15 protein-coding genes and 1 pseudogene are annotated in these 18927 nt (G+C 65.7%); 10 read left to right on the top strand and 6 right to left on the bottom strand.

What is annotated here, in order from left to right; genetic code table 11:
- Positions 1 to 143 precede the first annotated feature (143 nt).
- Both ACQP1T_RS24105 and ACQP1T_RS24100 read left to right on the top strand, forming a co-directional pair.
- Positions 144 to 2168, top strand: a complete 2025-nt coding sequence (locus ACQP1T_RS24105) for a CocE/NonD family hydrolase (RefSeq protein ID WP_433755309.1) — start codon at positions 144 to 146, stop codon at positions 2166 to 2168.
- 317 nt (positions 2169 to 2485) lie between these two features.
- A complete protein-coding gene (locus tag ACQP1T_RS24100) occupies positions 2486 to 5932 on the top strand; it encodes a DNA-directed RNA polymerase subunit beta (protein WP_433755308.1) in 3447 nt (1148 codons plus the stop codon).
- On the opposite strand, the gene ACQP1T_RS24095 is transcribed toward ACQP1T_RS24100, so the two are convergent.
- On the bottom strand, positions 5921 to 6841 hold the full coding sequence (locus ACQP1T_RS24095) for an LLM class F420-dependent oxidoreductase (RefSeq protein ID WP_433755307.1): 921 nt from the start codon (positions 6839 to 6841) through the stop codon (positions 5921 to 5923). The two genes, ACQP1T_RS24100 and ACQP1T_RS24095, sit on opposite strands and share 12 nt — an antisense overlap.
- Before the next feature lie 68 nt (positions 6842 to 6909).
- Between ACQP1T_RS24095 and ACQP1T_RS24090 the strand changes: the two genes are divergently transcribed.
- On the top strand, positions 6910 to 10848 hold the full coding sequence (locus ACQP1T_RS24090; RefSeq protein ID WP_433755306.1) for a hypothetical protein: 3939 nt from the start codon (positions 6910 to 6912) through the stop codon (positions 10846 to 10848).
- 50 nt (positions 10849 to 10898) lie between these two features.
- On the opposite strand, the gene ACQP1T_RS24085 is transcribed toward ACQP1T_RS24090, so the two are convergent.
- The gene (locus ACQP1T_RS24085; RefSeq protein ID WP_433755305.1) at positions 10899 to 11990 is read right to left on the bottom strand and encodes a serine hydrolase domain-containing protein; all 1092 of its coding nucleotides are present in this window, start codon (positions 11988 to 11990) and stop codon (positions 10899 to 10901) included.
- A 283-nt stretch (positions 11991 to 12273) separates the two neighbouring features.
- Here ACQP1T_RS24085 and ACQP1T_RS24080 point away from each other — a divergent pair, with 283 nt between their 5' ends.
- Positions 12274 to 12783 (top strand): RDD family protein, encoded by a 510-nt coding sequence (locus ACQP1T_RS24080; RefSeq protein ID WP_433755304.1) that lies wholly within the window; start codon positions 12274 to 12276, stop codon positions 12781 to 12783.
- A gap of 59 nt (positions 12784 to 12842) precedes the next feature.
- The gene (locus ACQP1T_RS24075) at positions 12843 to 13346 is read left to right on the top strand and encodes a gluconokinase (RefSeq protein ID WP_433755303.1); all 504 of its coding nucleotides are present in this window, start codon (positions 12843 to 12845) and stop codon (positions 13344 to 13346) included.
- Between the two features lies 1 nt (position 13347).
- On the opposite strand, the gene ACQP1T_RS24070 is transcribed toward ACQP1T_RS24075, so the two are convergent.
- Positions 13348 to 13569: a hypothetical protein gene (locus ACQP1T_RS24070; protein WP_433762577.1), complete on the bottom strand. Its 222-nt coding sequence runs from the start codon at positions 13567 to 13569 to the stop codon at positions 13348 to 13350.
- Between ACQP1T_RS24070 and ACQP1T_RS24065 the strand changes: the two are divergent.
- Positions 13472 to 14260, top strand: a pseudogene (locus ACQP1T_RS24065) (phosphatase PAP2 family protein); the annotation flags it as partial. The gene ACQP1T_RS24070 and the pseudogene ACQP1T_RS24065 sit on opposite strands and share 98 nt — an antisense overlap.
- A gap of 14 nt (positions 14261 to 14274) precedes the next feature.
- Here ACQP1T_RS24065 and ACQP1T_RS24060 read toward each other — a convergent pair.
- Complete coding sequence (locus ACQP1T_RS24060; protein ID WP_433755301.1) at positions 14275 to 15075, bottom strand: M50 family metallopeptidase; 801 nt, start codon at positions 15073 to 15075, stop codon at positions 14275 to 14277.
- 51 nt (positions 15076 to 15126) lie between these two features.
- Positions 15127 to 16176 (bottom strand): Gfo/Idh/MocA family oxidoreductase, encoded by a 1050-nt coding sequence (locus ACQP1T_RS24055; RefSeq protein ID WP_433755300.1) that lies wholly within the window; start codon positions 16174 to 16176, stop codon positions 15127 to 15129.
- 178 nt (positions 16177 to 16354) lie between these two features.
- Between ACQP1T_RS24055 and ACQP1T_RS24050 the strand changes: the two genes are divergently transcribed.
- From ACQP1T_RS24050 to ACQP1T_RS24035, 4 genes are all read left to right on the top strand, one after another.
- On the top strand, positions 16355 to 16789 hold the full coding sequence (locus ACQP1T_RS24050) for an SRPBCC family protein (protein ID WP_433755299.1): 435 nt from the start codon (positions 16355 to 16357) through the stop codon (positions 16787 to 16789).
- Entirely contained in the window at positions 16782 to 17219 is a 438-nt protein-coding gene (locus tag ACQP1T_RS24045) for a MarR family winged helix-turn-helix transcriptional regulator (RefSeq protein WP_433755298.1), read from the top strand. Before ACQP1T_RS24050 ends, ACQP1T_RS24045 begins: the two co-directional genes overlap by 8 nt.
- A 151-nt stretch (positions 17220 to 17370) precedes the next feature.
- Complete coding sequence (locus ACQP1T_RS24040; protein ID WP_433755297.1) at positions 17371 to 18105, top strand: SDR family oxidoreductase; 735 nt, start codon at positions 17371 to 17373, stop codon at positions 18103 to 18105.
- A gap of 54 nt (positions 18106 to 18159) precedes the next feature.
- Positions 18160 to 18351 (top strand): SDR family NAD(P)-dependent oxidoreductase, encoded by a 192-nt coding sequence (locus ACQP1T_RS24035; protein WP_433762337.1) that lies wholly within the window; start codon positions 18160 to 18162, stop codon positions 18349 to 18351.
- Here the strand turns inward: ACQP1T_RS24035 and ACQP1T_RS24030 are convergent.
- Positions 18291 to 18830: a hypothetical protein gene (locus tag ACQP1T_RS24030; protein ID WP_433755296.1), complete on the bottom strand. Its 540-nt coding sequence runs from the start codon at positions 18828 to 18830 to the stop codon at positions 18291 to 18293. The genes ACQP1T_RS24035 and ACQP1T_RS24030 overlap by 61 nt on opposite strands.
- Between the last annotated feature and the right edge of the window lie 97 nt (positions 18831 to 18927).

Below are 18927 nucleotides of genomic sequence, written 5' to 3'. Positions count from 1 at the left end.
AACCGAACGGACCGTAGCTAACGGGATATTCGCCAATAGGTTGCTATGGTCGTCGCGCGTCGATCGGGCGATCTTGTCTACATGCTGCGTACCAGTCGAGAAGGGATCACGGGTTGTCGGGGCACGGAGTGGCACCTGCGCTTATGCGCTGGATTCGACTGGCGACCGTGGTCGCCGCCGTGGTGGCACTCGCTTCGAGTGGCGGTGGGTCCGCGACCGCTGAGCAAAGCATCGATACCGCCCTCGGCGAGCGGTGGACCGCTATGCACGACGGTCCGCAGGAGTACCCCGATGTGCACATCGACTGGGATGTCCCGATTCGCATGAGCGATGGCGTCATACTCAAGGCGAATGTGTATCGGCCCGTCGATGCGACGAATACGGTGGTCAGCAAGCCGTTGCCGACGATCGTGAACCTCACGCCCTACACCAAACTCATGAGCAACCTGGTCGATTCGGCATTCGCCGCGCCCGGACTGCGCCCGTTCACCATGGATATGGTCCGGCGCCTCAATCTGTCCGGCACGCCGATCAGCGGATTCGGCGAGCTGATGCACGCACTCGACGGCGGCATGATCCAGACCGTGCTCGGCATCGACCGGAATCTCATCCGCAGCGGCTACACATTGGTGGTCGCGGACGTCCGTGGCACCGGCTTCTCGCAGGGCACCTGGAACACCCTCGGCAAGCGTGAACAATTGGACACCCTCGAGGTGATCGATTGGGCGGCCAAGCAGCCATGGTCCAACGGCACTGTCGGTATGAGTGGCGGCTCCTATGCGGGCATCAATCAACTCCGTGCGGCCGAAAACGCCCCTGCCGCACTGAAAGCCATCTTCCCGGTGGAGGCGGGCAGCGATCTGATGCGGGATGTCGTCGCACCCGGTGGCGGTATCGGCACGACCTTCCTGCCGCTGTGGTTGAGCAATGTGAATCAGTCGAAGCTGATTCCCGACGTGCAGTCGATGCTCAACGGCACCTTCGACTGGAAATGGCTGCAGTCCAGGATGGCCGATCCGACAACCAATTCCGATCTGTTGGCCCAGGCGCTGCTCACCCCGTCGCTGGACCGGGTACCGACGGCACTGGCCGCCGCACTCGACGACAACAGTGAGTTCCGGCAGGGGATTCTGGGGCATCCGGATCGAATCACGGTGCCCACCTTCATGTACGGCGGCTGGCATGACATCTTCGCCAACAGCGCGGCCAAACTCTACAACGTCATCCCGCTGCCGCAGGCCAAGAAGCAGTTGCTGATCGGTGATACCTACCATGCGAATCCGGGTGCCGGTACAGGTGCCGCCGGTGCGCCGCCGCGGCTGGACGTGCTGCAGCGGGTGTGGTTCGACAAGTGGCTCAAGGGGATCGACAACGGGATCGGCGACTTCGGCCCGATCACGCTGTGGGAGCAGGGCTCGGGCTGGAAAACCTTGGGTCAGTTCCCGGAACGCGGTGTCACACATCGCCGGGTCTACCTGTCCTCGGCGTCGAGCGATACCGCCGAGCATGCGGTGCACGACGGATCACTGGCCGCGACGAAGCCGAAGGAGCGCATCGCCCTGCAGGTGTCGCCCGGGGTGACCATGGCGTGCTCACGCGATACCGCGCAGGGCTCCGCCGGTTTGGCCGCGCCATTCGATATCTGCGCCAAGGATTCTCGGGTCGCCGAAGGCAACGGGCTGACCTTCACCAGCGCGGAGATGAGTGAGCCGACGGTGCTGTCCGGGCCGATCAATGTGCACCTCAATGTGGTGCACGACGCGGCGGACGGCTATTGGGACGTCACCGTCAACGATGTCTCGCCCGACGGCACGTCCACCGTATTGACCACCGGCCAGCTCACCGCGTCGCTGCGCGCGGTGGACGAAGCGCGCAGCATGCGCTCGGCGAGCGGCGATTACACCGCGCCGTACAACCCGATCACCCTGGAGAGCATGCTGCCCGTCGTGCCGGGAAAGCCCGTGACGCTGGATATCGCGGTCATCCCGACGCAGGCCCTCTTGTTGCCCGGCCACCGGCTGCGGGTGGATGTGTTCGCCGGAAACGTGCCGAAGGCGTTGGCTTTTCGGCCGATGCTCAACGCCACCGAACTCAAGCCGCAATACCTGCAGCTCGATCCGGATGCGCCGAGCTTCATCAATCTGCCGACGAACCGGCCCGTCGCCTGAAATGTGCCGAACAGCTTGACGTAGGCCGGATCCGCAAGTTATTCTATAAATGGGAAGCAATTCGGCGTGGGCTTGACATGGCTCAAAAACATTGGCTCCTATTCTGATTCCGCACTCGACATTCTGCGAGTGCGCGTGTAATTTTGGACGTTGCGCTGGTTGCCTCCCGTCCACCTCACGAACCAATCGTTGTAAACATCATCCGCTGTGGTGATGTTTCCTTCGTGGTGCGCGAGTTTCGTTCGGGTGCGTGGCCGGGGCGGAATTCGTCAGTAGACAAGCGATGTTCGCGCATTGCGTGAGGGGAAGGACGCACCTTGTCAGAATCGAGCCGGACGGTCGGTGCACCGCAGCGGATTTCCTTCGCCAGGATCCGGGAGCCCCTGGAGGTTCCCGGCCTGCTCGACGTGCAGACCGATTCGTTTGCCTGGCTGATCGGTGGCCCGGCATGGGAGGCCCGCGCCGCCGAGCTCGGCGTGGGTGATTCGACGGGCGGACTGCAGGAGGTGCTCGAGGAGCTCTCGCCGATCGAGGACTTCTCCGGGTCGATGTCCCTTTCTTTCTCGGATCCTCGTTTCGAGGAGGTCAAGGCCTCCATCGACGAGTGCAAAGACAAGGACATGACCTACGCGGCGCCGTTGTTCGTGACCGCCGAGTTCATCAACAACAACACCGGTGAGATCAAGAGCCAGACGGTCTTCATGGGTGATTTCCCGATGATGACCGATAAGGGCACGTTCATCATCAACGGCACCGAGCGCGTGGTTGTTTCGCAGCTGGTGCGTTCGCCGGGCGTCTATTTCGATCACACGGTCGACAAGGGCACGGAGAAGGATCTGCACGGGGTGCGGGTTATTCCGTCGCGCGGCGCCTGGCTGGAGTTCGATGTCGATAAGCGCGACACCGTCGGTGTGCGCATCGACCGCAAGCGTCGTCAACCCGTGACGGTCTTCCTCAAGGCGCTCGGCTGGAGTTCCGAGCAGATCACCCAGCGTTTCGGTTTCTCCGAGGTCATGATGTCGACCCTGGAGAAGGACCATACGGTCGGCACCGACGACGCGTTGCTCGATGTCTATCGCAAGCTGCGTCCGGGCGAGCCGCCGACCAAGGAGTCCGCGCAAGCGCTGCTGGAGAACCTGTTCTTCAAGGAGAAGCGCTATGACCTGGCGCGCGTTGGTCGCTACAAGATGAACAAGAAGCTCGGCATCAGCACAACCACGGACCAGGTGCTGACCGAGGAGGATCTCATCGCGATCATCGAGTACCTGGTGCGGCTGCACGCGGGCGAAAAAACCATGACGGCGCCCGGTGGTGTCGAAGTTCGGGTCGAGGTCGATGACATCGACCATTTCGGTAACCGTCGCCTGCGCCGTGTCGGCGAGCTGATCCAGAACCAGATCCGGGTCGGCATGTCGCGGATGGAGCGGGTGGTCCGCGAGCGGATGACCACCCAGGACGTCGAGGCCATCACCCCGCAGACGCTGATCAATATCCGTCCGGTCACCGCGTCGATCAGGGAGTTCTTCGGCACTTCGCAGCTGTCGGTATTCATGGACCAGAACAATCCGCTGTCGGGTCTGACCAATAAGCGGCGCCTCTCGGCGCTGGGCCCCGGCGGTCTGTCCCGGGAACGGGCCAGCCTCGAACTGCGCGATGTGCACCACAGTCACTACGGCCGGATGTGCCCGATCGAGACCCCGGAGGGCCCGAATATCGGCCTGATCGGCTACATGTCGGTGTACGCGCGGGTCAATCCGTTCGGCTTCATCGAGACGCCGTACCGCAAGGTGGTCGACGGCAGGGTCACTGATGAGGTCGAGTACCTCACCGCGGACGAAGAGGAACGGTATGTGCGTGCGCAGGCCAATTCGCTGATCGACGCGGACGGATATCTGCTGGCGGACAAGGTCCTGGCCCGCCGCCTCGGCGAGGAGGTCGAATCGGTTCCCGCCGATGAGATCGACTACATGGATGTTTCACCGCGCCAGATGGTTTCGGTCGCGACCGCGATGATTCCGTTCCTCGAGCACGACGACGCCAACCGTGCCCTCATGGGTGCGAATATGCAGCGCCAAGCCGTGCCGCTGATCCGCTCCGAGGCGCCGATCGTCGGCACGGGTATGGAGTTTCGGGCCGCCGTCGATTCGGGCGATATGGTCGTCAATGCGAAAGCCGGTGTGGTCGAGGAGGTTTCGGGGGACTTCATCACCGTCATGGCCGACGACGGCACCCGCAAGAGCTACCGGTTACGCAAGTTCGCCCGCTCGAATCAAGGCAATTGCGTCAATCAACGCCCGATCGTGGACGAGGGACAGCGGGTCGAGTCCGGACAAGTACTGGCCGATGGCCCGTGCACCGAGAACGGTGAGATGGCGCTCGGCAAGAACCTGCTGGTCGCGATCATGCCGTGGGAGGGCCACAACTACGAGGACGCGATCATCCTGTCGCAGCGCATCGTCGAACAGGATGTGCTCACCTCGATCCACATCGAGGAGCACGAAGTCGATGCCCGCGACACCAAGCTCGGCGCCGAGGAGATCACCCGGGACATCCCGAATATCTCCGACGAAGTGCTCGCCGATCTCGACGAGCGCGGCATCATCCGCGTCGGCGCGGAGGTGCGACACGGCGACATTCTGGTCGGCAAGGTCACGCCCAAGGGTGAGACCGAGCTGACCCCGGAGGAACGATTGCTGCGGGCGATCTTCGGTGAGAAGGCGCGCGAAGTTCGCGACACCTCGCTGAAGGTGCCACATGGGCAATCGGGCAAAGTTATCGGTATTCGGGTGTTCTCGCGCGAGGACGACGACGATCTGCCGCCCGGTGTCAATGAACTGGTGCGCGTCTATGTGGCGCAGCAGCGCAAGATCCAGGACGGCGACAAACTGGCCGGTCGCCACGGCAACAAGGGTGTCATCGGCAAGATCCTGCCGACCGAGGACATGCCGTTCCTGCCCGACGGCACCCCGGTCGACATCATCCTGAACAGTCACGGTGTGCCGCGTCGTATGAACATCGGCCAGATCCTGGAGACCCATCTCGGCTGGATCGGCAAGGCGGGCTGGCAGATTCAGGGCACACCCGACTGGGCGAGTTCGCTGCCGGAGGAGATGCGTGCCGCGCCCGCCGACAGCAATCTCGCCACCCCGGTCTTCGATGGGGCCCGGGAGGAAGAGCTCAGCGGGTTGCTCGGTTGCACGCTGCCCAACCGCGACGGCGAGGTAATGGTCGGCGCGGACGGCAAGGCGACGCTGTTCGACGGACGTTCCGGTGAGCCGTTCCCGTACCCGGTGGCCGTCGGTTATATGTACATCCTGAAGCTGCACCACCTGGTCGACGACAAGATCCACGCCCGTTCGACCGGTCCGTACTCGATGATCACCCAGCAGCCGCTCGGTGGTAAGGCGCAGTTCGGTGGCCAGCGCTTCGGCGAAATGGAGTGCTGGGCCATGCAGGCCTACGGCGCCGCCTACACGCTGCAGGAGCTGCTCACCATCAAATCCGACGATATCGCGGGCCGGGTCAAGGTGTACGAGGCGATCGTCAAAGGCGAGAACATTCCGGAGCCGGGCATTCCGGAGTCGTTCAAGGTGCTGCTGAAGGAGCTCCAGTCGCTGTGCCTCAACGTCGAGGTGCTGTCCTCCGACGGCGCCGCCATCGAAATGGGTGGCACCGACGAGGACGATATCGATCGGGCGGCGGCGAATCTGGGTATCAACCTGTCCCGCAACGAATCCGCCACCGCAGACGATCTACAGCTGTGACATAACCTGGGCCGCAATGAGTTCCAGATGCGCCAGATCGTCGAGATCGAGGATCTGGAGATAGAGACGGGTAGCGCCGATTTCGGCGTAGCGGGCGATCTTGTCGACGACCTCGGCGGGGGACCCCGCGAGCCCGTTGGTCTTCAGTTCCTCGACCTCACGGCCGATGGCGGCGGCCCTGCGCGCCACCTCGGCATCGGAGGCACCGACACAGGCCACCAGGGCATTGGAGTAGATCAGATCGTCGGGGCGGCGGCCGCGAGCCTGCGCGGCGGCGCGCACACGATCGAACTGACGGGCACTGTCCTCGAGCGAGCCGAAGGGCATATTGAATTCGGTCGCGTAGGTGGCGGCCAGGCGCGGAGTGCGCGTCGCACCGTGGCCGCCGATCAGCACCGGCAGCGGATCCTGCACCGGCTTCGGCAGGGCGGGGGAGTCCGTGATCGCGTAATGTGCACCGTCGAAGCTGAACTTATCGCCGACCTTTGTCGCCCACAGGCCGGTGATGATGGCCAGCTGCTCCTCGAACCTGGTGAACTTGTCCTGCGGAAACGGGATGCCATAGGCGGCATGTTCCTCGGCGAACCAGCCGCTGCCCAGTCCGAATTCGACCCGGCCGCCGGACATCTGATCCACCTGGGCGACCTGGATGGCCAGCGGTCCGGGCAGCCGGAAGGTGGCGGCCGTTACCAGCGTGCCGAGCCGAATGCGCTTGGTCTCCCTGGCCAGCCCGGCCAGGGTGATCCAGGCATCGGTCGGGCCGGGCAGGCCATCGTTGCCTCCCATCGCCAGATAGTGGTCAGAGCGGAAGAACGCGTCGAAACCCAGATCCTCGGTGGCTTTGGCGACGGTCAGCAGCGTGTCGAAGCTCGCACCCTGCTGCGGTTCGGTGAAGATGCGTAGATCCATGCCGACCATGGTGCCCGAAACTGATCTTGTGGGTCGGATCTGATTCGCCGCCGCTTATCATTGGGCTCGTGGTAGGCGCGGTCGAATCGGAATCCGATCTACGCAGGGGTGTTTCGCCGAGATCGGTCTTCGCCCAACGTCTGATGAGCCTGTTCGAAGCCGCGGGCAATCCGAAACTGCGGCAGGTGGCCACCGCCGCCGAGGCACGGATGAAGGCGACCCGCGGACCGGCCAAGGGCAGTACCGCATCGCTGCAGCGGATCAGCGACTGGCGCTCGGGCCGCAATGTCCCCGCGCAATTCGAGACGCTGCTGCCGATCGTGCTGACCTTGATCGATCTGGCCAAGAAGTCGGCCGCGCCCGCGCAGCGCGAACTGGTGGATCTACCGGAGTGGCGGCGGCTGTGGCAAGCGGCCGTCGCGTGGAAACCCGAGAACGATCCGGCCACCGCCGTATGTCCCTATCGGGGGCTGACGTCGTATCAATCCGTCGATGCCGCATGGTTTTTCGGACGCATCCGCGCCACCACCGACTTCACCGAATTGGTGCTGAGCACCCTCGATGAGCCAGGGGGCGGCATGGTCGCCCTGGTCGGTGCGTCGGGTGCGGGTAAATCCTCGCTACTGCACGCGGGGTTGATCCCGGCGGTACGGAAGGTCGAAAAGGATTGGCAGATAACGACTGTCACTCCCGGCGCGCTACCACGGACAGCGTTGACCGAAGTCGTCGGCGACGACTGGGCGATCGGCAGATACGGATTGTTGATCGTGGACCAGTTCGAGGAACTGTTCACCGCCTGCCAGGACGAGCAGGAGCGCGAGGATTTCCTGACCGCGCTGGCGGATCTGGCAGCACCACGGGAAAATCGCTGGGTCACTGTGGTATTGGCGGTGCGCGCCGACTTCTACGCCCCATGCCTCGACTTTCCGATCCTTGAAGACGTGCTGAACAACCGGGGTTATGTCCTCGGCCCGATGCGCTCGAGCGAACTGTCCGAGGCCATTACCGGCCCGGCCGCGGCGGCGGGACTCGAACTCGAACCCGGCCTTGTCGAACTGGTGGTCACCGAACTCTGCGGCCTCGGTGACCATCGGAACCGGCGCAGCTACGATCCCGGCGCACTGCCGCTGCTATCCCATGTCATGGCGGCGACCTGGGAACATCGGGAACGACTACGCCTGACCGTTGCGGGCTATCGCAAGGCGGGCGGGGTTACTGGTTCGGTGGCGGCGACGGCCGAACAGGCCTGGGACGAACTCACCGTCAGCCAGCGGATCGAGGCGAAACCGCTGCTGCTGAGCCTGGTCAGCGTCGGCCCGGACGGTCACGACACCAGACGTCGCGCAGCCCGCACCGAATTGATCACCCGCGCAGTGGATTCCGATGCCGCCGACGCGGTGCTGGAAACGCTGGTCCGGGCCAGGCTGGTCACCTCCGATGCCGACAGCGCCTACTTCACCCACGAAATCGTGCTGCGCGCCTGGCCCCGACTGCGGGCCTGGATCGAGGAGGATCGCGTCGGCTATCTGGTGCGCCAACGGCTGGAGGCCGATGCGGCGGACTGGTCTTCCTCGGGCAATGATCCGGCCCTGCTCTATCGCGGCACCCGGCTCGCGACCGCGAAAGAGGCCGCTGACCGGCATCCGGCCACCACAACGGTGACCGAATTCCTCACCGCCGCACAGACTTCCCGAACGAAGTCACGACGCTGGGCCGCCGCGACCCGTGCCGTGCTCGCTTTGCTCGGCGTCGGTGTGCTCGTCCTGGGCATCGCCGCCTACGGCCAGGTCAGGCTGAAGGACGAACAACGCGACAATGCGCTGCTCTCCGCGGTGCTCGCCGAGTCGGAGGGCCTGCGCACGACCGATCCCACTCTGTCGGCCCAGCTCGCCCTGGTCGCCCATCGCCTCGAGCCCGACAACCCGGACGTGAATTCGCGACTGCTGAGCACCCAGAATCTGCCGCTGGCCACCCCGCTGTCCGGCCATATCGGCGCGGTCGACCAGGTCGCATACCAACCGGGCGGCGCGCTGCTCGCCTCGGCGGGCGAGGACCACACGGTCCGGCTGTGGGATCTCACCGATCGCGCGGGGCCACAGTCGCTGGGTACTCCGTTGAACTGCGACGCGGCCGCCACCTCGGTGACATTCAGCCCCGACGGCAAGCTACTTGCGGCGGCCTGCGGCAAGGCATTACGGCTGTGGAATGTCGAGGATCCGCGACACCCGGCCCCGGCGGCCCCGATCGCCGGGGGTGTGTCGCTGGTCGCCTTCGGCCCGAACGGACGGGTGCTCGCTGCCGCCGACAACACTCGCGGCGTCACGCTGTGGAATCTCCAGAACCCGGCGACGCCGACGAAAATCGGTGCCCCGCTGCCGATTCCGCAACAGATTCGATCGATATCGTTCCATCCCAAGGGATCCTGGCTCGCCGTCGCCTACGACGATGCGATCCAACTCTGGACCATGGGGGATGTCCCCGCACCGCTGGGCGCGCCGATCCCGATTCCGGTGCGGCCGGTGCGGGCGGTGGCGGTCGGCCCGGACGGTGCGACCCTTGCGGTCGGCAGTGGCGGCGATTCGCCATGGGCGGAGAATACCGGCGATGCCACCGTCGGACTATGGGATGTCGCCGATCCGGTCCGGCCCGTTTACCGCGGTTCGCTGCTCGCGGCCGCCAACTCGGCGGTGCGCTCGCTCGCGTTCAGCCCGGACGGCGACGCCCTTGCCACAGGCAACCGCAATGGCGTCACGGTATGGAATATCGCCGACCGCGCCAATCCGAGGCCGCTCGGTGAACCGCTGCTGGCATCGTCGTCACCGTGTCCCGAGGTCAGCACCATGCTGGTCTGTCAGGACGCGCAGAATTCGCTGGCCTTCGGTCCGGACGGCCATACCGTCGCGGCCGCGGGCGCGCTCGGGGTGGTGCGGCTCTGGTCGCTGGCGCCCGCCGTGCTGCCGGGGCGGCTCGGCTGGTTGCCGGTGCCGCCCGCATTCAGCACCGAGGACACCATGGTGACCGGCGCGATCAACGGCCGGGTCGTGCTGTGGGATATGCGCGATCGCGCCCAATTGCGCAAACTCGCCGACCTCGGACCCGGTCCCACCGAGCTGTACGCGGCGGGAGCCGCGCTGAGCCGAGACGGGCGCACGGCCGCCTCGACGGTCGGCTCGCCGCCGCGCGTGCTTCTGCACGACGTCAGCGATCCCGCGCATGCGCACCCGATCGCGGAACTGCCCGGGATCTTCGCCGCCATGTTCAGTCCGGGCGGTCGATATCTGTGGACCATCGCCGACGATGCGACCTGGTCGTTCCAGGTATGGGATCTGGCCGACCGGGGCCATCCGGTCCCGCTCGGTCGCCGGATGCCGCTGGCCACCGGCAGCGGCGCATTCGCCATGTACAGCGTCGGCGATGAGCTGATGGCTACCATGTCCTTGGATCGGACCGATACCGGCCAGGATCGATACGTCATCCGGCTCTGGGATCTGTCGAATCCGACCGAACCCCATGTGCTGAGCGAGATTCCGAGCGAGCCGACCAAACCGTTCGGCTGGATCGGTGTCACGCCGGACAAGAGGACGCTGGTCAGTCTCGCGGCCGATACCCTGCAGACCTGGGATATTTCCGATCCCGCCGCGGTGCGCGAACTCGGCGAGCCGATCGCGACGCACGGATTGAATATCCTCTCCGTCGATTTCAGTCCCGACAGCGCGACCATGGCGACCTCGAGCGCGGATTCGACCGTGCGGATCTGGGATTTCCGCGACCGCGCGCATCCGAAACCGCTCGGGCATTCGATCACCGTGCCGAGCACGACGAGCTGGCAGCTGGCCTTCGATCCGGCGGGCCGCTATCTGGTCGGCACCGGCAACGGCGTGATGAGCATGTGGGATCTCGATCCGCAACACGCGATCGCACGAATCTGCGAAGTCGGTCGCGCGGTATTGACCCGTGAGGTGTGGCAGGCGCATGTGCCGCGGATGGCCTATCGTCCGCCCTGCTGATCGGAGGGGATGGCAGCCGACGGAGCTTACCGAGACGGCGGGGTGGGTGCTCACAGCGCGCAGAAGGCTCGGGTGGCGGCATCGTCGAGAAACCTTGCGGCGGAGGCGTTGTCGGCCAGGTAGTGGAATTCGTTGCCGGTGAGCAGCACGATGCGGCTGCCGTCCGGGCTGGCGACGAGCCGATTGTCGTAGCCGAGCGTCCGGCCGAGGTAGGTCCAGACCGGACCGCAGGGCGCCTGCGCATGCAGGACGCCGAGTCCGTAGCCATTGCCCGCATCGGGTGTCGGCACGGTGGTGGTCAGCTCGATCTGCTGTGCGGGTGGCAGCAGTCGGCCGGAGTACAGCGCGTGGGTGAAGGTGGCGAAGTCGTCCAGGGTGGCGATCATCGCGCCCGCCGCGCCGTAGATCTGTGGATCGGCCACCGAGATATCGCGTTGCCAGGTGTAACCGTGCAGCCAGTTGCCGTGCGGGTTCGGGTCGGTGACCGGAAAGCTGGTGTCGCGCAGCTGTAGTGGTTCGATGATGCGTTCGCGGACTTCGTCCGCCGTATGTCGACCTGTTGCAGCGGTGATCACCATGCTCGCGAGAACATAGTTGGTATTGGCATAGGAGAACCCCGCGCCGGGCGCCCCGGTCCGGCCCCGCTGCAGCGCGATGTCGACCTCCGCCTGGGGCGACCACGCGGGCCATCTCTCGACCCCGGCGAGATAGGGCAGCGAGATCCTGGGATCGTCGGTGTATTCCGGCAGCCCGGAGGTGTGGTTGAGCAGCTGGCGAACTGTGATACCCGCACTGTCGGGCACCGCCCCGGGAATCCAGCGGTCGATGGGGTCGTCGAGGGACAGTCGATGTTCGGCTTCCAGCTGCAGCAGGACCACGGCGACGAACGCCTTCGTGAAGCTGCCGATGCGTAACCGCGCCTTCGGGTCGGCTGGGGTGCGGGTGGACAGCTCGCCGTAGCCCGCGTGCACGTAGCGCGTTTCGGAACCGTTGCGGACCAGTCCGATGACCCCCGGAAAACCACTCGCGACACCGGCGTCGGCGCCCGCCTGCAAGATATCGATCGGTTCCTCGGCCCGCGCGACGCCGGGCATTGCCAAGACGACGAGCACCGCGGCGACCATCCCCCTGATGGCAGTCATTCCCCTCCTGCGGCATGCGCGGTGTTCCGCGGCACAAGCTACCGCAACAGCTCGGACCTACCGGCATTCCGGTCCGGAATTCCGGTGGGTGCCCGTGAACTGCGCGGATGCGCCACTCTGCATGCCGATCGGTAGCTGCGTGCTTCCGCCGCCGCATAACGTCCGGTCGTCGAGCGGGAACAGGAAGCACATCGGCCGGGCCATATGGAGGGGAGTTCGGCGGGTGCGAATCCTGTTCCCGCCGCAGGCGCGATCGCCACAACCACGCACCGGAGGGGAATCCTTGAGCACGTCCAGCACTTACCTCACCATTCCCTCCGGCCGGTATCGACTCGCCGGCATGGGGACCCGGCTGTGCGCGCGGCTGATAGATACCGTCATCATCGGCATACCGACCGGCATTGTCGCCGCGGTCGTGATCGCGAGCACGGACTCGTCGAGCGAATTCCCCGCCGATGCCGATTCCGAATTCGGCGTGGGGACCGTGCTGCTGGTTGTCGCACTCGGCTTGCTCGCCTGCATTGCCTACGAGGTCGGCTTGACCGCGACCCAGGGCGCGACCTTCGGGAAGAAGGCGCTCGGCATCAGGGTCGCGCGGATCGATACCGCCGACGCGCCCGGTGAAGGTATCGGCGGCGCGGCGGCCTTGATCCGCTGGGCGACTCTGGTGCTGCCGAGCATGCTGTGCGGCATCTGGGGCGTGGTCTGTGCGGCATCGCCGTATTTCGATCATGTCGCTCGGCAGGGCTGGCACGACAAGGTCGCCAAGACTTTTGTCCTCGCAGTGTCGTAGCGTGCGCTAGCGATAGGGTCGGCGTGAGGAGTGGCGCGCAGCGATTCGAGGGAGGTGGCATGACAGATCGACTGATTGTCGTTGTCATGGGCGTCTCGGGATGCGGAAAGTCCACGGTCGGTGCGCTGCTTGCCCAGACGCTGCAGGTCGAATACGCCGAGGGTGACGATTTTCATCCGGCGACGAATATCGAGAAGATGGCCGCAGGGGTGCCATTGACGGATGCGGATCGCGCGCCGTGGCTCGATATCGTGGCGGCGTGGCTGGGGGAGCGGCGCGAGCGCGGCGGGGTGGTCAGCTGCTCGGCGCTCAAGCGAAGCTACCGTGATCGGCTGCGTGCGGCCGCACCCGAGGCGTACTTCGTCCATCTGTCCGCGTCGCGCGCGGAACTGGCTCGCCGAATGCAGACTCGCCGTGGCCATTTCATGCCAGCGACATTGCTCGATTCGCAGCTCGCGGCATTGCAGCCCTTGGCTTCGGATGAATTCGGCATCACCGTGGATGCGACCAAGGATCCCGCCGAACTGGTTCGCGAGGCGGTAGCCGCCTGGCAGTCGAGCTGACTCAGGTATTCGTGCGTCGACGCACGACCCGGGTTGCCAGCCAGGCCACGCCGAGAATGAGCAGGGGGGTCAGCAACAGCAGCGGTACGGTCGCCGCACCCGCGAACGGATGCAGCCAACCCGCGATGGTGTCGCATATCGCGTCGATCAGGGCGCGAGCCAACTCCGCCACTGGCGAGTGCTCGTCCGGTCCGGTGCTGGCGTGGTCCGGCCATCGATTCACGGCCAACACCCTACGACATCGGATCGGTATCTCCGGTAGATCCTCGGCCGGACACTCAGCAATCTCACAGCTGCGAATCTGGCATGGTGGAGGTATGACAAGTCGTCCGCTACCGGTCCGGAGCATCGTGGTGCTGACCACGATGGTCTTCGCCATTACCGGCAGCGTTCTCGGGCGCGACGGCGTCACCGCGATCGATCAGCCGGGGACCGATTGGGTGGTGCAGCGGCGGGACGGGCTGTTGACGCCGGTTGCGATCGGGGTCAGCGACCTGGGCGGCACGCTGGCGATGACCGCGGTGGCGGTGGTCCTGTGTGTCGTACTGGCCTGGCGTCGGCGGTGGCCGGAGGTGGTGCTGGCCGGTGTCGCCACCCTGGGGGCGGGTGTGCTCGTCGTGGTCGGCAAAAATCTAGTTGGGCGTACTCGTCCACCCGAGGCGGATCGTCTCGTCACCGAGACCAATCACGCTTTTCCGTCCGGACACAGTCTCGGATCGATCGTGGTCATCGGACTCGTTGCCGCGGTGGTGCTTTCGCGAGCGCGGCGCCCGGCCGCCCGCCGCATCGGCGTAACCGTCGCGGCCGTATTCGTTGTGGCCGTTGGCCTTTCCCGCTGGTATCTGGGTGTGCACTGGCCGACCGATGTACTCGGCGGCTGGAGTATCGGCGCGCTGTGGCTCGCACTGTGTCTGGCGGCGTACCGGACCTATCTGGTGGGTAGGGCCGGTGTGGTGCACTCTGCGCCGGACACGTTGGGAATGCAGACACCCGCGGCCTCGGACAGCAGCAGCGCCCCGCCGACCAGCGCGGCCACCGCGATCGCACCGAAGACGAAGACCCACAGCAGAGCGGGGATGTGAGTGAGCCGGGCGAGCTGATCGGCATCGGAATCCGCGCCCTGCGGCATATTCCACCGGCGGACCCGTCCACGCTGCAATTCGATTACCGGCCGGGTGCCAGCGAGCAGTAGGAACCATGCGCCGAGATAGGCGAAACCGGCCTGTACCGTGTCGGTTCCGAACCAGGACACCGCGAAGACGATGGCGCCCAAGCCGAATACCGTCAGCAGTCCGTAGACGTTGCGCACCTTGATCAGGACGGCCGCGAGCAGGGCGATCGCGGTCCAGAGCATGAGGGTGATCCGGTTGGCGCCGAGCAGTGCGGCGAAGCCGAGGCCGAGCAGCGGTGGCGACGGATATCCCGCCACAGCGGTCAGAATCATGCCGAGGCCGTAAGGTTTTCCGCTCGATACGGTCAGGCCGGAGGTATCGGAATGCAACGTGATGCTGTTGAGCCTGCGGCCGGTGAGCAGTGCGGTGAGCGCATGTCCGCCCTCGTGCGCGATGGTGACCACATTGCGGGTGATCCGCCACACCGGGCTGTATCCGACCAGAATCAGGGCCGCGACTGCGGTTGCGACGACCAACCACCATGGTGGCGCGGCCTGGGTTGTGGTGAGCCGGTCCGCGATGGAGGCGCCGCGCTCGACGAATTCCGCTGTTTGCACCGCCGCACCTTATCCGGCCGCGGCGGGCTTCGCCGAGTCGTCGTGAGCCGGTCAGGTGGTGACCAGCTCGCCGAGATCCGCCGATTTGCGGGCGGCGTCGAGCAATCGCAAGGTGGTGACGGCGTCGCGTGGGTCGACCGGAACGGGTGCGCCGTCGAGGAGGGCGGCGGCCATGGCGTCGTAGAAAGCGGGGTAGTCGCCCGCGATCGTGGGGACCGGTTCGAGGCCGGGTTCCGCGCCCAATGCACCCCACCGTTCGGGTTCGACTGTGCCCCAAGGGCCGTCACCGGGACGGCGACCCGACCGCAGTGCCTCCTCCTGCGGATCCAATCCGTAAGTGACGTAACCCGCTTCGGAACCGAGCACTCGGAAGCGTGGTCCCAGCTGCGGAGTTACCGCGCTCATCCAGAGATGTGATCGCACGCCCGAGGTGTGGGTGAGTGCGACGAAGGCGTCGTCATCGGTCCGGATATTCGACCGTCGCCGGTCCAGCTCGCCGTATACCGTGCGCACCGGGCCGAACAGCGTCACCGCCTGATCGATCAGGTGACTGCCCAGGTCGAACAGCAGTCCGGCGCCCTCTTCGGCGGAACCGACCTCGCGCCAGCCGCCCTTCGGCACCGGACGCCACCGTTCGAATCGGGACTCGAAACGGCGCACTGCACCGAGCCGCCCATCCGCGATCAGTTTCCGCACGGTCAGGAAGTCACCGTCCCAGCGCCTGTTCTGGAATACCGACAGCACCAGCCCGGCGCGCTCGGCTCGCGCGATCAGATCCTCGCCGTCGGCGGCACTCACCGCGAACGGCTTATCGACGACCACCGGCAGCCCGGCGTCGAGTGCCTGCCGCGCCAGCAGCGCGTGTGTTTGATTCGGCGTCGCGATGACCACGAGATCGAGGCCCGCGATATCGGCGAACAATTCCTCCGCACTCGCGAGCACCCGCACCCCGGGATGCTCGCGCCGCGCCTGCTCCGCCCGCTCCGATGACCGCGTGACCACCGTCGCCACCCGCATCCTCGGTTGCGCGGCGATCAACGGCGCGTGGAATACCGACCCGGCCAATCCGTACCCGACTATGGCGACCTGCAGGCTGCTCATCGCTCCGACGCTACAGGTGAGCCCGGCGCGGGAGGTCTTTCTCGACCGGGATCCGATGACGCGAATCGCGTGCGGATGACCCCGCGGCCGACCTGGGGGCGACCACCTCTTGACTTGTTGTTGCGACAACATATATCGTTGTCGCAACAACAACCCGTAGCGATCAGGGAGTGTTCCGATGTACGTGATTTACGAAGAAGCCGTTATCGCCGGTGAGATCGAGGAGATCTGGCAGGCGGCCACCGATGTGGCCAACTGGCCGTCGTGGGATCCGCACGAGGAGAAGGCTCGGATCGACGGACCGTTCGCGCCGGGAACCGCCGGATGGGTGAAACCCAAAGGCGCGCCGGCGGGTCCGTTCGCCATCACCGCCGTCGAGTCGGGACATTCGTGGACCAGTGAGGCCGGGATTCCGTTCGGCAAGATCCGTGGCCATTACACCTATGAACCGCTCGGCGACGGAACCGTGCGTGTCGCGAAGCGGATGGAGGTACACGGCCCGTTCCGGCCGATCTTCCGCCTGATCTGGGAGCGTGGCATTCGAACCGATATGCAGCTGACCATCGCGGCGCTGGAACTCGAAGCGCGACGGCTGGGAGCCGAACGTGGCTGAACCGCAAGGCCCGCTGATGAGTCCGGGCTTCTGGCTGCATCACGCCGCGCTGGAATGGCGCGCCACCGTCGAGCGCAACCTGCGCCCCCTCGGCCTCACCCTCACCCAATTCAATCTGCTCGCCTCAGCGGGCTGGCTCGGCAGACAGGGTGAACCACCGACTCAACAACAGGTGGTCGATATGGCGGGTGCCGACCGCATGATGGGCTCCCGCGTAATCCGAGTCCTGGAAGACCGCGCCCTCCTCGCTCGCCGCCCAGACCCCCACGACGCCCGCATCCTCCGCATCGAAGTGAGCTCCGAAGGCCGCACCCTCGCCCGCCGCGCCATCCGCATCGTCGTGGACACCGACGAACAAATCTTCGGACCCGACAGCGAAGCCTTCCGTGATCGCCTGAAATCCATTGCAGCGCAACGTATTGGTAATTGACCGACCGGGTGCTGGAGGCTCAGCGAATCCGATGCCGATGCCGATGTGTGTTTCTCAGAGTTTGCTGATGTACCGCCGCGGCCAGCGCGTAGCATCCTGGATGCAACGAATCCCGGTTTGCTGGGCGGATGCCCGGCGGAGAGGAGATTTCGTGAAAATCTCGGTCATCGGCACTGGCCTCATCGGCTCTCAGGTGGTGCGCGAACTTACTGCGGCCGGACACGATGCGGCCGGGCATTCTCGCTCGACCGGCATCGACCTGATCACGGGCGACGGGCTCGACGAGGCACTGCGCGACGCCGAGGTCGTGGTGGACGTGGCCAACTCGCCGACTTTCGACGAGGCCTCCGTCGATTTCTTCCGCACTTCGGTGCCCAACCTGTTGGCCGCGGCGCAGGCGGCGGGCGTCGGGCACATCGTGACACTGTCGATCGTCGGCGTCGACCAAGTGCCCGGACTCGTCTACTACCAGGCCAAGACGCTGCAGGAAGACTTGGTCAGGGCCGGGCCGATCCCGTACTCGATCGTGCACGCAACCCAGTTCATGGAGTTCGTCGTGGCAGCACTGGAGTGGACCACAGACGGTGATGCCGTGCGTTTGCCGAGCACCGCTCTCCAGCCCGTCAGCTCCGCCGAGGTCGCCGCCACCGTGGCCGAGGTCGCCGCCGGCCCGCCACTGCACGGTATTCGCGCCATCGCGGGTCCGGAGATCTACGCCCTCGACGATCTGGGCCGCGTCGTTCTGGCGGCCAAAGGGGACCGCCGGCACGTCGTAACCGACGAGACCGCCGGCCTCTTCGCCGCGGTCAAGGGCAATGCGCTCATCCCGCCCGAAGGCACCCGTCTGGGCACCACCCACTTCCGCGACTGGCTGCGGTCGCGCTGAGAACAGCGGGAGACAACGCGACGAACCCGTCGCTCGGACGGCAGGGTCGCCCTTATCACCGGCGCGAGCAGAGGCATCGGCGCGGCCGTTGCCCGGTTGCTGGCATCGCGGGGCATGCGGGTGGTGGTCAACTACCGCAGCGGCCGCGAACGCAGCCAGCAGCGCTCAGAGGTCCCGACTGAGGATTACGCGTGGTTGGTGGTGTTCCAGAAGCCGATCCACAGCGCACCCCACCAGCAGGCCTGAGAGGTGAGGAGCGTGAGCGCACCACGGGCGATCAATGGTCGGTCGAGGATGCCGCCGCGGGCCGCGACTCGCTCGGTGAAGGCGGATGCTTGTAGGCCGTTCAGGGTCAGGGCGACGACCAGCGCCATTTTGGTCTGGGTGGTGTGGTTGGCGATATTCGGTTCGAGGAGTACGCCGCTGGCCACCAAGCCGATGACGCCCAGCCAGATGGGCAGTTGCAGGCGATCGGCGACGGCCAGCATTTCGCGCAGAGGTGTACGGCGCAGCACCCAGGCCACGACGAAATAGTCCACCGCCAGCACTGCCCCGAAGCCGAGCACCAGCGATGCCAGGTGGATGAGCAACGCCGCATGATGCAGCGCTGGCGTGCAGTGCAACTGGGTAGACAGCCAGATCGCCGTGGCGAGCGCGGCGCAGGTGGCAACCGTCCGGATCGCGAAACCGCGGCGGGGCTGTACCCCGCCCACCAGCGCCGTCATCGGCGCGACCCAAAATCGCGGCCCTGCATTTGTCGATCCTCACTCACACACAACTTGCCCGACCTGGTTAAGGTTAGGCACGCCTAATGCTAGTGTC

Origin of the sequence: Nocardia sp. CA-135398 (genome assembly GCF_050955845.1) — a bacterium.
Lineage (GTDB): Bacteria > Actinomycetota > Actinomycetes > Mycobacteriales > Mycobacteriaceae > Nocardia.
Note: the sequence above shows the minus strand (reverse complement) of the source record. Positions and strands in the feature narration are given on the sequence as shown.